This is a genomic window from Patescibacteria group bacterium, assembly GCA_041665365.1.
Classification (GTDB): Bacteria; Patescibacteriota; Patescibacteriia; order UBA9570; family UBA9570; genus UBA9570.
This window is the reverse complement of sequence record JBAYIY010000003.1, coordinates 77658-91065: the sequence shown is the minus strand read 5'-3', so window position 1 is coordinate 91065 and position 13408 is coordinate 77658. Positions and strand designations below refer to the sequence as shown.

Genomic DNA, 13408 nt, shown 5'->3' with positions numbered 1-13408 from the left:
ATTAGTAAAATTTTTCAGCTATTTACAAGGTTACTAATGTTAGGTTATGCTACGCCTAAATTATGATAAAGATTGTTCATCTAGTTTTTTGGTTAATAATTGCTCCACTTTTTTTGGCCTTTGCTGTTTGTGTTTTAGTAACTTTACAATCGCCATCATCATGGAAAGATATAATGCCGTCTATAATTAACCCCCACCCTAGTTTGGGACAAAATTATACTTTTATTACATCTGAAAATAGTTATAGTATTCCATGGGACATCACTAGTTATATTCCATCAAGCTATCCTGAAGATAATAATATTTGGTTTATATTAAAGGAAAATGCCAAAATATCTATTGATAGTAATAGTGGAGTTGGCAGGTTCTATGCTGTTGATGAAGATGGTAATTTTTTTTATATATCGTCATGCAGACAAATTAATGATACATTATCAAGATGTCTTGATAATGATACGATTCCATGGGAACTAGTTGATACTGCAACAAAAACTAAATTATTGCAACAATTACAATCTAGCACTGTTCTCGTGGAAAGTGATGAAATATGGGAAAGTATTAAATATCGAATTGGAAATTCTGCTCAAAGTGTAAATCCAATCACATTTGCAAATTTTTTTTCCTATTACATTGCCACTGAGCCTAGAAAATTTCCTGATATAATAATCTGGTTACGTTTAGCTATACTATTTGGAATAATCGTTAACGGCAGTTTGTTAGCCTGGCACATTACTTCAAACCTAACTAAATACTGGCGCTTATGTGTGACTATTATTTCTGGATATCTTTCATTTCTGATTATTTTACCTATTACTGTTTTATTTAGTGTAATACTTATAGATATATTTTCTTGGTTGCCTGTGTTTCTATGGATATTATCAATCAGTCTATATTTATTTAGCATTAGACATGTAAAAAGATTTACCATTACTTATATTAACTTTCAAAAGTTAATATCACACGTAATTACAACTGGATTAATTCTAGGAACTGTTATCCTTACCTTTTTACCACGATATCTGAATTCACTTTTAACAATGGGTGATAATTTACGCTATATCTATGGATCAATGTTTGTATATAATTATGGTTACTGGCCAGTGGATTTAGTTGCAAAACAAATTGGGCAAACTGCTTTACTGACACATTATCCACCTGGACCTTCAATTTTCTTGAGCTTGTGGTTATGGGTATTTCATATTTCAAAGGATCAAATGTATTTCCCTGGAATAGACACAACTCAACTTTTGACTAGTTATGCAATATTTAGTGTTTTTTTACAGATCATATTTGTTAGTAGCGTGGCTTTAGCCATTAAAGCCTTGACACCTAATCGTTTGTGGTGGCTAATTGCCATATGGCTACTCTATAGTATAATTCCTTCGGTTCATGGTACACCCAGTGCGGCAGATACAATACTTTGGCCGTTATTTGGATTACTGATGATTCTCGGCATATTGTGGTATAAAACACAACATAATATTTTTTGGTATTTATTCAGTATGTTGGTAAGCATTATATTGATTTCAAAACAAGAAGGCTTGTTGTTAATTGTATTATTTTTTGCACCATTTCTACTTTTAACCTTTGCTGAAAAAAAACTATTACCCTTAAAAAAATTGTTTCTAAGCATTGGATTGGCAGCTATCCCATATGCAATTTGGCTAATACAAAAAAACTATTTAGGAGTTCACAGTGTGGTGTATGCTCCAATTAATCTGTATCAAATCATTATTCACTTCGAGCTCTACTATAATATAGTACTACGAAATATTTCTTTCATAAGTTATGAAGATCGGGCTGGTTGGTTATTAATGCTAAGTATGCCAATTGTACTGATGTACAAAAAACCATTTGGGATTAAGGGTATGTTGGCTCATACATATATTATTATACCCATAATAATATATATTTTCGGAATGAGTCTAACTTATTTATTCAGCACAGAACCAAATATATCAACTATGATTAGTGTATCATGGTCGCGTCTTCTAATATATCCAGCATTATATTCTGCTTCTGTTGCATTGCTTATTATCACTCAGTCAGAAAAATAATTTATTTTACTTCTTAGTAATAATCGAATTATTTAAACCAAACTGCCAAGTATTAGTGATTATGTGATCGTTTTTAATGATGACCAAATAAGTAGGTTTGTATAAATTTCATTATTTTTCCAAGATTAAACAAGCCACGGCGCGAGCGGCGGCGGCATAATCGGCATCATATTGTTTAGTAACATGGATATCAAAATAATCCATTGAAGCACAGTCTGCAGCTTGAGCTAATTGCCAACCATCAACTGTATATTTAAAATAAGTCTCCTCAATAACTTTGCCACCAAATTGTTTGATAACGTTCTGTACCATTTCGGCATTAAACACTTGCTGAAAACCCATTACTTTAAACAGACCATACGGTACAGTTAAATATAATCTACCTCCTGGCTTAAGCATGCGCTGTAATTCAGCAATCACTTTCAAATGAGAAGTGGTGTCGGATTGATGATATTGTTTATCAGCCGTGTAAATGGAATTATCCATACCAACATGTTCTAGTGTTGAAATACAAGTAACACTATCAAACCAATTGTCACGTAATGGAGCATTGCGTAAATCACCGTAGATATATGAAATTCGTTTCTGCCAGAAACTCTTATCTTCAGGTGCTAATGTCATTATTGTTATATCTTTGTTCTGCAAAACTGTTTGGTTGATAATGTACGAATGATTAATAGTTGATCCGGCATCCAATAATTTTCCTGATTCTTTTGGCAAACTAGACATCAACCAAGGAAACTCGACTAAACGCTCATCCAATCTTTGAGCAAACTCAGGCGGTAAAGGTTGTCTATTAACAAACCTGTCCAGTAAAGTTACATCGGCCAAGGCAGTGGCAATTTTTTCCTCTTTATATGGTACATAGCCTAATGTCCATGGTTTTCGACCGCGTAAGAGGTAAAGTAATTTATAGATTTTATTCATAATAATTTAGTACATTACAGGTTTATTTAACGCATGTCTAGCCAGGCTGTGGACTGACCTTCTGATGCTGTAGCATTAATCTCTTCATCAGGATATATAAATGGATCTCCTGTAAGAATCCCCCGACAAATAACATCTAAACCAGGGTCGGCTCCGGGTAACAAATCACCCAAACTGTTGATATGTAATTTAAAGAATATCAACTTACCAGACTGAATACACTTAATTGGAATCATGCGCCGGTAGAAAAAATGATAAGCATATTGTTTCGCACGTTTTATTGTAGCAACGTCAAGTTTACCGGACAGGGGTAATGTATCTAATAACGTATGATACTCGGCAACACTTGTCGGATCCATGGTTAAACCTTTTTGCTTAATCCAAGCCTCACCAGCCACAATGGTTGGAATACCGCTACTCACCAACTCTACGCCAGTTTTAGTACCATAAATAATAGCAGCATTACACAAATTACTAATTACATAAGTACTAATCGAACTATCTGGCGGTATGACCACAACATTTTTTGGTAGAACAGGAAAAACCTTGTTTATTTCAGCTAACATTGGTTGCCGTGATGGAATTGTTCCCTTTTTTTCAGCCGGATGAATTCTAATAACTAATTGTAAATCAGGCCGTTTCGAAAAATATGTAATGGTATCATTAACCCAAGCAATCATATTAGGATAAATGTTGGTTTTATAATGCAACTGGGCATCCCAAATGACATTGGTTAATAAAACAATGATTGGTTTATTTGGATCAATTTTTAATTGATCAATAATTATTTTAGTATTTTCTATCGGTGAGCGATTGAAACTAATCCAATCTTTACTGCCAGTATGACGACTGTCCAAATATTGCGTAATTTTATTGTCTAAAGTTTCAGTCCAAGAAATATTTTCCCAACAACTAGTGGGTTCATCTAATAATGTATGGTGATAGGTATCATTATGAGAAAAAATAAAGCATTTTTCTCGATAGGCTACATTCCAATTAACTACGCGTATTTTCTTGGCACGCGCCACTTCTCCAAGAATACCTTGGGGTACATAAATACCATGATGAAAACAGGCAACATCGTACTGTTTTTCACTAAACAACCGCTCTGTGGCAAATTTCATTAACAGGGCACTTAATAAGTATTGACGTAAAACATGTTCAGCCTTGGGCTGACCATCTAAGGTTCCTGTCGCAAAATACCGCAACGCTCCAGCATAAGCATGCTCACCGATTTTAACTTTATCTAATTGTACTGTTGCGATTTCCGAAAAAGGTATTTCGTTAGAAAGTTTTTTTGCTTGCTTAATTTGCGCCTGATCTAAAAACTGACTAATAGGTAATAATTTAACGCCCAGCGGTTTCCATATCCAACGCATTCGAATTGGGTCAAATTTATGTCTCCCCAAATGATGCACATTGTTATGGTATGTACATTTTTCACAGGCGGGAAGAATATCATCGTAAAACACATCAACTTGGGCACCACGCAAGCGCAAAGCCGCAGCCAATAATGTATACATGTTGATAAACTGTTCCCAGTACACGTTGGGTGCTAGTAATATCCGCGGAGAGTGATTGGTCTGAGCCTGTGCAGATGACTGTTGTAAAGCGGCACTCAAATGACGCCAATTATAAATGTTATCTAATATCCCACCTCTTAAAATGTGGCGCCATAATGGCATATTTATTTTTTACTATGTGTTTTAACGACATTTATTATACTACTGATGTCTAAACCAGAATTTGTTAACACCTCATCATTTTGGCCACAGACCGGCACGTCAGTCAGACCAAGACTAACAGCTTGAGGTACATGCGCTCGAATCATCATACCTTGGCTAAATTGTAGATAATGATTATCCAAGGTTAACACCGTCTGATATTTACACAACTCTGTAATAAATTTATCACTAATATTATTTAGCCATGGAAAGTCATATACCGCCACACTAATATTTTCTTTGGCTAATTGTTGAGCCGCTAAATAAGCTTGTTTCAACAGAGTTGGACCATACCCTACTAGGGCAATATCATGGCCGGAATAAATGGTTTGACCCAAGCCAACTTGCAATGAATAACTTTTCGGCAATGAAAATGGTAAATCAATTGGTAAACTTTCTAAACGAATATAAGTACTGAGTGGATTTTTTTCTACAGCCCAGCGTAAAGTTAAACGCACTTCTTGTTCGCAACTCGGTGCAATTAATGTTAAGCCGGGAATGGAGCCTAATATAGAAATGTCGCGCACTGATTGGTGCGAGTGGCCTGGTCCGGCTGGCAATATTCCAGCCAATGAACCAGCGTAAATAATTTTAGTTTCTTCTGTGGCATTATTATAAATCTGTTCATTGGGTCGAGTTGATAAAAAACAGGCAAAAGAATGCACGATAGGTAATTTGCCAGATAAAGCTAAGCCCCCGGCCAAAGACACCATATCTTGTTCAGCAATGCCACATTCAACAAAACGGTCAGGATGTGCTTCTTTAAACGGAATCAAACCGGTGTCTAACATTAGATCTGCATCTAACACTACAACTTCTGCGTGTTCATCACCAATAGTTTTAAGTTCAGCACCATAGGCTGATATCAATTTCTGCGGTTGAGAGCTGGTGGTATATTTTGCTAAAGCCTCACGTTGTTCTAAAACTAAATCTGTCACTTCCACTTGTTTTAGTAATTCAGTTAAAGCCTTAGCGTAGTTATCGGCACTGGGTGCACCACTATGAAACTTATACAGTTCATCTTCGCCTAATGAGTTGCCTTCCATGAAGCTTACTCCTTTACCCTTGATAGTGTCAGCAATAATAACTTTAGGTTTGTCAGTGATATTATTAAATCGCTCTAAAGTTTCAGAAAATTGTAACAAATTATGGCCATCAATTCTGGCTACTTCCCAACCAAAAGCCGCAAACTTTTTTTCCAAATTACCAAGATCACTCACTTTTTTTACCCAAGTATCCGATTGCATTTTATTATGATCCACGATCACGGTAATTTCTCCATAATGCCCATTAGCAGTCGGTTGTAAAGATTCCCAATTCTGTCCTTCTTGTAATTCACCATCCCCTGTGAGCACAAAAAATCTGCCTGGCCGTTTGTTTAAGCGTCTAGCTAAAGCCATACCTCTGGCTTTGGCAATTCCCATACCTAATGAACCAGTGTTAGTTACTATACAAGGTGTATTCACAATATCAGGATGACCGGGCAAACCACCTAACCGTCTTAGGGTATGAATTTTTTCGAAGGGTATTTTTTCTAAACCTAATAAAATAGAGTACAACCCCGGAGCATCATGACCTTTCGATGAAAAATAGACATCGTCTTTTCCCAGCACATTGAGATGCAACCACGTTACTATATCCATGGCACTAAAACTGGAACCAATATGCCCAGAACCAGCTTGGGCGATCATATACAGTGTATTGATGCGAAACACTGTAGCGAGCACCCTAACTTGTTTTACAGGGTCAGTAATAGTTCGCCGTAAACGCTGAATTTCGGATAATGGCACGAATGATAATTTCATAGCACTATATTTGGTAAAGTAACTAAGTGTTGTTTAATTAAATACTCGGCCACGACCCAATCCTCTGGCAAATTAATATCAAAACCATCATAACCAGTAGTAAAAAATGGTGCAATAAACTTACCAGAAATAGTACCTTGTTCTAGTGGTATACGACACCAAGCTATTTCTAAACTGGCATTTTGCGCATACACTTTTGGCAAAGTTTGATAGGGTGAACTATGCCAGGGTGTCGCGGTTAAATCTGGATTACTCATAATTGGTTCCATCTGATCATCAACTACGCGCCACATTTTAGCGGGATGTTGTTTGCATAATTCTACTGCTCGAATAGAATCAACGTGTTTAGTAGAAAACTCTTGCCAAGCGCGTTGAATGGTATTGACCTGCCGAAATGGGCTAGTAGGACGTAGTATGGCAAAAGCATCGGTCGGTTTCATTAACTGTTTTAAAACATATTGCACCCATTTTATATCAGGCGAGTTATCCGTTGCTAATTCAGCAGGACGTAGCCCAAATACAGTTGCCCCATACTGTTCTGCTATTTTTGCAATATCTTTACTATCAGTAGACACTATAACATCAGTAAATATGCCAGCTTGTTTAGCTGCAACAATAGTATAAGCCAACAAAGGATGTCCATTGAGCAACTTAACATTTTTATTTGCTACGCGCTTTGAACCAGCTCGAGCGGGAATGAGAGCAACACAACTAAACATGACTGGGATTATGTTTAATATAAACTGTTTTCCAATCGGAATAGACATCTAACGCCTCAGTACCGGCTTCTCGCCAACCAGTGCCAGAATTCTTTTCTCCACCAAAGGGTAAATGTGGTTCGCTGCCATGTGATGGCCCATTCACTGAAATAACACCCGCCACACATTTATCTTGAAATTCTTGGCTGCGATGAATTGAGCTGGTATGAACGGCAGCCGTTAAGGCAAACTCAGTGCTATTAGCTAAATCTAGTGCTTCCTGAAAATTATTTACTTGATATAAAACAGTAATCGGTCCGAATAATTCTGCGCAAGAAATAGCATCAGTTGGTTTAGCTCCTTCTAAAATAGTTGGTGCATAATAAAATCCAGAAACATGTTCGCTATCGGTTAATCTTTTCCCACCCAACAATAACGTAGCACCAGCCTCTACTGCCCGTTCAACCGCTGCCGCCATGTTATTTAACTGCTTCTCATTTATCACTGGGCCAGTGCTATACCGTTTAGCTTGTTCGAGAAATAGAGTTTTAAATTTATCATAAACAGATGCAAACACGATAATACGACTACCGGCGGCACACCGTTGACCAGCATTAGAAAAAGCTGACTGCACCGCAAAATCTGCCGCCGCTTCCAAATCGGCATCATCACAAACCACAAAGGGGTTTTTACCGCCTAATTCTAAACAAACTTTTGCCAAGCGTTCACCGGCAATTTTGTTGATTTGTTTTCCAACTGGTACCGAACCAGTGAAACTAATTAATTTCACACGCTCATCTGCCACAAGCGGTACGCCAACTTCCGTACCAAAGCCTTGAACCACATTAAACACGCCAGCCGGTATACCTACCTCTTTGAGTAATTCAGCGAACCAAATAGCTGTATATGGAATATCCTCAGATGGTTTTAGTACTACAGTGTTACCACACAGCAAGGCTGGAAATGCTTTCCAAGCCACATTCGGCAATGGAGTGTTGGCGGCAATAATTAAACCACATACTCCAATTGGCTGGCGCACAATCATAGCCGTACGGTGCGGCATACTACTGGTAGTAGTTTTACCATAATAGCGGCGTCCTTCACCGGCCACAAAAAACCCCATTTCCATAGCTGCTTTTGCTTCTCCGGTCGCATCAACTATCGACTTACCTGTCTCCAAATTAACAATCTCGGCAATTTCGGCACTGCGCTGTTGAATGAGTTGAGCCACCGCCCGTAATAACTCAGCGCGCTGCATAATACTAGTTTCCTGCCACTGTTTGGTTGCTGCCAAAGCAGCCTGCACGGCCAATGCTACGTCTACGGCTCCACCCCGTGTTACCTGAGCTAATGATGCTCCTGTGGCCGGATTTAACTTATCATAAAATTGACCAGTGGTACTGGTAGCTATCTGGTTATTGATCCAGTGTTGCACCATCTTGGGGTACGCCATAAGGGCTCTACTGTATCAATTTTCTACCAAGCCGTAAAGCCACCGTCGATAATCAATTCTTGGCCGGTCATATAACCAGAAGCATCTGAAGCAAGAAAAAGGAGCGGTCCAACCAGATCAGTTGTGCTACCCATTCGACCCAGCGGCACACGCTCATTAAATTTACGTTTAAACTCACTGTCTTGCCCTCCCTCAATTCCACCTGGTGACAAAGTATTAACCCGAACATTGTAATCACCCCAATGAGTAGCAAAATATTTAGTTAATTGAACTAAAGCGGCTTTCGACGCTCCATAGACAGGTGGCTTTAAAAAAGGTGGATCATTTTTTAAGTGATCATAAAACCGCGCATCAGGTGAAACTGAAGCATACAAAGAACCAATATTAATAATGGAACCATGTTGTTGTTGTACCATACTCTTACCAAAAACTTGCATACAATAAAATGCTCCTACTACGTTAACATCTAACACCTGTTTAAAAATATCTCCAGAAAAATCTTCTAATAAAAATGTTTTCGTTGGTTGGTTAGGTGGTTGATCGATACCAGCGTTGTTGATCAAAATATCTACCACACCAAGATCGGCTTCAATCATTTGGCGAGCCACCTCGAGGGAGGCTTTGTTAGTAACATCAGCTTCAGGTAAATCAAGCTCAGCCACTTTAGCACCGGCTTGCTTAAGAGTTTCAACCCAAACTCGACCTAATTTTCCTTTGGCTCCGGTAACAACGGCCACTTTACCTACTAATGAAAATATATTATTTTTTTCCATAATTATTATTTATCCAATCACAAATCTCTCTCACTGCACCATAACCACCTGGCTTAGTGGTTCGATATTTCGCCACTTTAAGTGCTGCCGGATAAGCATCAGCTACGACAATGGAGCAATCAACTAAGGTTAAACACTCGACATCATTAATGTCATTACCAACATAAATTGTATTGTCAGATGATACCCCCTGATCTGTCATCAATTTAAGCAAAGCCGCTTTTTTATCATTCACACCAGGTATACACGGTATTTTCAATTTTTTGCACCGTGCTGCTACAACTGGATTTTCTTCGGTGGACAGAACATAAATTTTTATTCCAAGATTTTTAAGTTTTACTAAGCCAAGCCCATCACTGCGCCAGCACCGCACCGATTCATTGCCATGTTGATCTGTCCAAACTGTATTATCTGTAAACACACCGTCGAAATCAAACACGACTAATTTAGTCTTGGTAGTAGTTGCAAGCTGTGGTAATGCCTTAGACATGATCGAGAGACAATTCTTCATCTTCCTGCAAAGGTACTTTCAAAGTCTTGCCATATAATTCTTGAGCATGGTATGGTTTTAAGCCATCACCGGGAGATTTGAAAGCTAAATCAGCTTCAGTTAGAACATGACCAGCCGGTAAATTTTTAGCGGCCACAATTTTTTTGGCCATCTTAATACTAGCAGGAATTTCCGCATCCAATAATACTTTTTTACCATCACCCAAGGCTAAGCGCGTTCGTTTCATATCACGAATCATTTTGCTTAATCCGACTGGTTCCAATGAAAAAGCTTGATCCGTCCCCTTCATGGCGCGGTTAATGGTGAAATGTTGTTCAATAATACGACCGCCTAAGGTATACATTACCGGACCCATGACAATGCCACTAAAATGAGTTGATAAACCAACTACTGCATCCGGAAATTTTTTCCGATACGTCTCTAACACACGTAAATTGATTACTTCTGGTGGTGTTGGGTAGGTAGCCGTGCATTGTAATAAAGCAACATTTTTATTTATCGCGGTCACAGCATTATAGGCGCGCTCAACATCCTCCATCGTAGCTGCTCCAGTACTAATAATCATCGGCTTACCTTTTTTGGCAACATATTCTAAGAATGGAATATTGGTTAGCTCGGCTGAGGCTGTTTTATACATCGGAGTATCTAACTTCTCCATAAACTCGACACTGTGCACATCAAAAGGTGTAGCGAAAAAAATAATATCCAATTCTGCGGCGTAACGTTTTAGCTCTTGATATTCAGCTTCTCCAAACTCTAAAAAATCACGATGCTCACCGTAGGTTGGAGCATAGGCATTTTCTGAATTATATGGTGAGTTATAAAAATCTTTTGTGTATAAAAATTTATTATCTCGCTTTTGAATTTTAACAGCACTTGCTCCTGCTTCTTTGGCGGCCTTAAACATAGACTTACAGGTTTCTAGATTACCTTGATGATTATGCCCAATTTCAGCAATAACAAAACAATCACTGTTATCATTAATGATTGTTTGACCGATTTGTAGCTCTCTCATGATCGCATTATAGCACCTAACAGTATTAAAACAACTTATACCGTCATCATCTTTTTTTTACTGACTGGCTTACCAATATATTTACCTTTAACCTTTTGCCCATATTGGGGGGCTTTATAAATCTCAATAATGTCTTTGCTAACAAAATTATTGGCTAAATCATTGCGCACAAAAAAAGCATTTACTCCTCTATTATCACAAGCAATTAAAGTGTAATTTTTTAATTTTCCAAGGTTCACAAAAGCTAACAAACTAGCCCCAAAATAATTAGTACTATCCCACACTCCATTTGGATCATATTCGACTGCTTTACTCTCGGTTGGTGGAAAGGCTGCGTTATATTCTACAATCACAACGCGAGGTGAGTACTGCTCAATCGCCTTCCATACCCAATAGGTATTGTAATCGATATCCACTGATAGTAAATCAAACTCAGTTGGTACAGCATATTTTTTTAACAAAATATTAATGTTTTCCGCTGTAATAAACTCCTGTTTGATTTGGGGTGAATTATTGTCTGAACCATCTAATTGTAATGATTTCCAACCAGCTTTTTGAATTAAATAACGAGTGTTACATTCAGTGCCATCTTCAACACCAATTTCTACCGCATATTTATTAGTTGTGCCGATTTTTTGAAAAATTGCTTTGATTATTCCATCTTCTCCATTTTGAGAATATACTTTTGCCTCATATAAATTTAAATCTTTTATGGGACTGCTTCCAAGCTTAGGAAATACAAATCTAAATTTATAATACGCCCTTAAACGCTTACAAGGTGTGACAATTTTTTTTTGATATTGTTTTATTGTCCAAATGTGCAATATCACGAGAGCTCGATAAAATTTTTTTAAAATATTCATGTAAACAACAAACTAATTGATTAACTATAAATACGTGATGTGGTATATCACAGCTAGTCAAAATATTCAACTCCTGAATATTGTGCTTAGTCCAATAACACTTCTGCGGTTTCGATCAAGACAAGTCCAAATTCTAATGCTATCATTAGCCACATGATTTGGTCTATTCTGCAAGTGATCAGTAAACAAGGTCTTTCTTTTATAATTTTTGCGATTTTAAGTTGGTTACTTAGCCCTAAGGATTTTGGTGTATTGGCCACAGCCATGATAATGATCTCTTTTCTGGATTCTTTCACTGAAAACGGCTTCAGTTCGGCTTTAATTCAACGACAAAATGTCACCAACCGTCATTTTAGTTCTATTTTTGTTGTTAATGTTCTAGTAGGAATGATACTTACTATTATCGGTATTGTTAGCGCTGGTTTTGCCGCAAATTATTTTTCGACTCCACTCTTAAAACCAGTAATTCAAATATTGTCACTCAGTTTTATAATTAATACATTGTCTCTCACTCAAATTGCTTTAGCTCAAAAAAAATTACATTTTCGTGTTTTAGCAATTCGAGATACTATTTCAACTGTTATCAGTGGTGGCATCGGCATCACCCTAGCGTTATTTGGTTTTGGTGTCTGGAGTTTAGTCATTCAGACAGTTTGCCTCTCAGTCATAAATACGTTGGTATTATGGGGTGTCTCTGATTGGAGACCAAATCTGAAAGAATTTTCAATGGTAGCCGTAAAAGAATTGTGGCCTTATAGTTCGCGTCTATTAGTGTTCAACATTATTAAATTTTTTGCACAAAATACAGAAAAAATTTTTATTTCCCTGATGCTTGGTACAGTGACTCTTGGAATTTATTCATTTGCATTCAAATTTACCGTAACACCAATTACTATGTTTGTTGGAGCAATTGGTATATATTTATTTCCAAAATTTTCCAATCTTCAAACTGATCTTAAAGCTGTAGTAAACTCATATTTATTAACCACTCGCGTAACCCACACAATTGTTACACCTATTCTTATGACTATTATCATAACGGCCCCAATTATTGTTCCGGCTGTTTGGGGTAATATATGGATTAAAACTATTCCAATTTTACAAATCCTTTCAATATTAACCTATGTCCAAGTGATAGTATCTCCCGCAGGACCAATATTCAAAGCGTTTGACAAACTTAATTGGTTGCTTTATTGGTCAATTGGAATTACTTTAGCGACTGCGATAAGTTTACCTATTGCAATTCATTTTTTTGCTCTATCGGGAGCAGCTTGGATGATCACAATTGTCTACCTCGTTAGTTTAACTATAATGTATTTTTTAATTCATAAGCTTCTGCCGATTCGTTGGCAAGATATTATGCTTGCTTTATGGCCATCTTTCGGATCCAGTGTGTTAGCTGGTCTTGGTTTTTTACTAATTATTCATTTTATACCAAGTTTATTTTGGTTCCGACTAATTTGTGGTTTACTGGTTGATGGTTCTATCTATTTAATTATACTATATTGGTTAGACCGTAATAGCATACGACTGATTATTCAAGAACTAAAAAAAATCATACATCCTAACCAGGCTGCTTGAT

Annotated in this window: 11 protein-coding genes; 2 read left to right on the top strand and 9 right to left on the bottom strand. The window is 37.3% G+C overall.

Annotated features, from left to right (window positions below):
• Positions 1-62: 62 nt before the first annotated feature.
• The gene (locus WCV88_02325) at positions 63-2057 is read left to right on the top strand and encodes a hypothetical protein (GenBank protein MFA6475018.1); all 1995 of its coding nucleotides are present in this window, start codon (positions 63-65) and stop codon (positions 2055-2057) included.
• A gap of 111 nt (positions 2058-2168) precedes the next feature.
• On the opposite strand, the gene WCV88_02320 is transcribed toward WCV88_02325, so the two are convergent.
• From WCV88_02320 to WCV88_02280, 9 genes are read right to left on the bottom strand one after another with little or no spacing between them, the layout of a single operon-like run.
• Positions 2169-2984, bottom strand: coding sequence for a methyltransferase domain-containing protein (locus tag WCV88_02320; protein MFA6475017.1), 816 nt, complete (start codon positions 2982-2984; stop codon positions 2169-2171).
• A 26-nt stretch (positions 2985-3010) separates the two neighbouring features.
• Positions 3011-4669: a capsule biosynthesis protein gene (locus WCV88_02315; GenBank protein ID MFA6475016.1), complete on the bottom strand. Its 1659-nt coding sequence runs from the start codon at positions 4667-4669 to the stop codon at positions 3011-3013.
• A 2-nt stretch (positions 4670-4671) separates the two neighbouring features.
• On the bottom strand, positions 4672-6513 hold the full coding sequence (locus WCV88_02310; protein ID MFA6475015.1) for a 1-deoxy-D-xylulose-5-phosphate synthase N-terminal domain-containing protein: 1842 nt from the start codon (positions 6511-6513) through the stop codon (positions 4672-4674).
• The gene (locus tag WCV88_02305; GenBank protein ID MFA6475014.1) at positions 6510-7232 is read right to left on the bottom strand and encodes an acylneuraminate cytidylyltransferase family protein; all 723 of its coding nucleotides are present in this window, start codon (positions 7230-7232) and stop codon (positions 6510-6512) included. Before WCV88_02305 ends, WCV88_02310 begins: the two co-directional genes overlap by 4 nt.
• Complete coding sequence (locus WCV88_02300) at positions 7225-8664, bottom strand: aldehyde dehydrogenase family protein (GenBank protein MFA6475013.1); 1440 nt, start codon at positions 8662-8664, stop codon at positions 7225-7227. Before WCV88_02300 ends, WCV88_02305 begins: the two co-directional genes overlap by 8 nt.
• A 23-nt stretch (positions 8665-8687) precedes the next feature.
• On the bottom strand, positions 8688-9437 hold the full coding sequence (locus tag WCV88_02295; protein MFA6475012.1) for an SDR family oxidoreductase: 750 nt from the start codon (positions 9435-9437) through the stop codon (positions 8688-8690).
• On the bottom strand, positions 9424-9927 hold the full coding sequence (locus WCV88_02290) for an HAD hydrolase family protein (protein MFA6475011.1): 504 nt from the start codon (positions 9925-9927) through the stop codon (positions 9424-9426). The genes WCV88_02295 and WCV88_02290 overlap by 14 nt, the downstream gene beginning before the upstream one ends.
• The gene (locus tag WCV88_02285; protein MFA6475010.1) at positions 9920-10963 is read right to left on the bottom strand and encodes an N-acetylneuraminate synthase family protein; all 1044 of its coding nucleotides are present in this window, start codon (positions 10961-10963) and stop codon (positions 9920-9922) included. The genes WCV88_02290 and WCV88_02285 overlap by 8 nt, the downstream gene beginning before the upstream one ends.
• A gap of 35 nt (positions 10964-10998) precedes the next feature.
• Positions 10999-11826, bottom strand: coding sequence for a hypothetical protein (locus WCV88_02280; GenBank protein ID MFA6475009.1), 828 nt, complete (start codon positions 11824-11826; stop codon positions 10999-11001).
• Positions 11827-11979: 153 nt separating this feature from the next.
• Here WCV88_02280 and WCV88_02275 point away from each other — a divergent pair, with 153 nt between their 5' ends.
• A complete protein-coding gene (locus WCV88_02275) occupies positions 11980-13407 on the top strand; it encodes a lipopolysaccharide biosynthesis protein (protein MFA6475008.1) in 1428 nt (475 codons plus the stop codon).
• Position 13408 lies beyond the last annotated feature (1 nt).

Excerpts from the sequence above, each read along its gene's own strand:
- WCV88_02325 (MFA6475018.1), top strand. The coding sequence starts at position 63 with ATGATAAAGATTGTTCATCTAGTTTTTTGGTTAATAATTGCTCCACTT.
- WCV88_02275 (MFA6475008.1), top strand. The coding sequence starts at position 11,980 with ATGATTTGGTCTATTCTGCAAGTGATCAGTAAACAAGGTCTTTCTTTT.
- WCV88_02285 (MFA6475010.1), bottom strand. The coding sequence starts at position 10,963 with ATGAGAGAGCTACAAATCGGTCAAACAATCATTAATGATAACAGTGAT.
- WCV88_02295 (MFA6475012.1), bottom strand. The coding sequence starts at position 9,437 with ATGGAAAAAAATAATATATTTTCATTAGTAGGTAAAGTGGCCGTTGTT.
- WCV88_02290 (MFA6475011.1), bottom strand. The coding sequence starts at position 9,927 with ATGTCTAAGGCATTACCACAGCTTGCAACTACTACCAAGACTAAATTA.
- WCV88_02300 (MFA6475013.1), bottom strand. The coding sequence starts at position 8,664 with ATGGCGTACCCCAAGATGGTGCAACACTGGATCAATAACCAGATAGCT.
- WCV88_02315 (MFA6475016.1), bottom strand. The coding sequence starts at position 4,669 with ATGCCATTATGGCGCCACATTTTAAGAGGTGGGATATTAGATAACATT.
- WCV88_02320 (MFA6475017.1), bottom strand. The coding sequence starts at position 2,984 with ATGAATAAAATCTATAAATTACTTTACCTCTTACGCGGTCGAAAACCA.
- WCV88_02280 (MFA6475009.1), bottom strand. The coding sequence starts at position 11,826 with ATGAATATTTTAAAAAAATTTTATCGAGCTCTCGTGATATTGCACATT.
- WCV88_02310 (MFA6475015.1), bottom strand. The coding sequence starts at position 6,513 with ATGAAATTATCATTCGTGCCATTATCCGAAATTCAGCGTTTACGGCGA.
- WCV88_02305 (MFA6475014.1), bottom strand. The coding sequence starts at position 7,232 with ATGTTTAGTTGTGTTGCTCTCATTCCCGCTCGAGCTGGTTCAAAGCGC.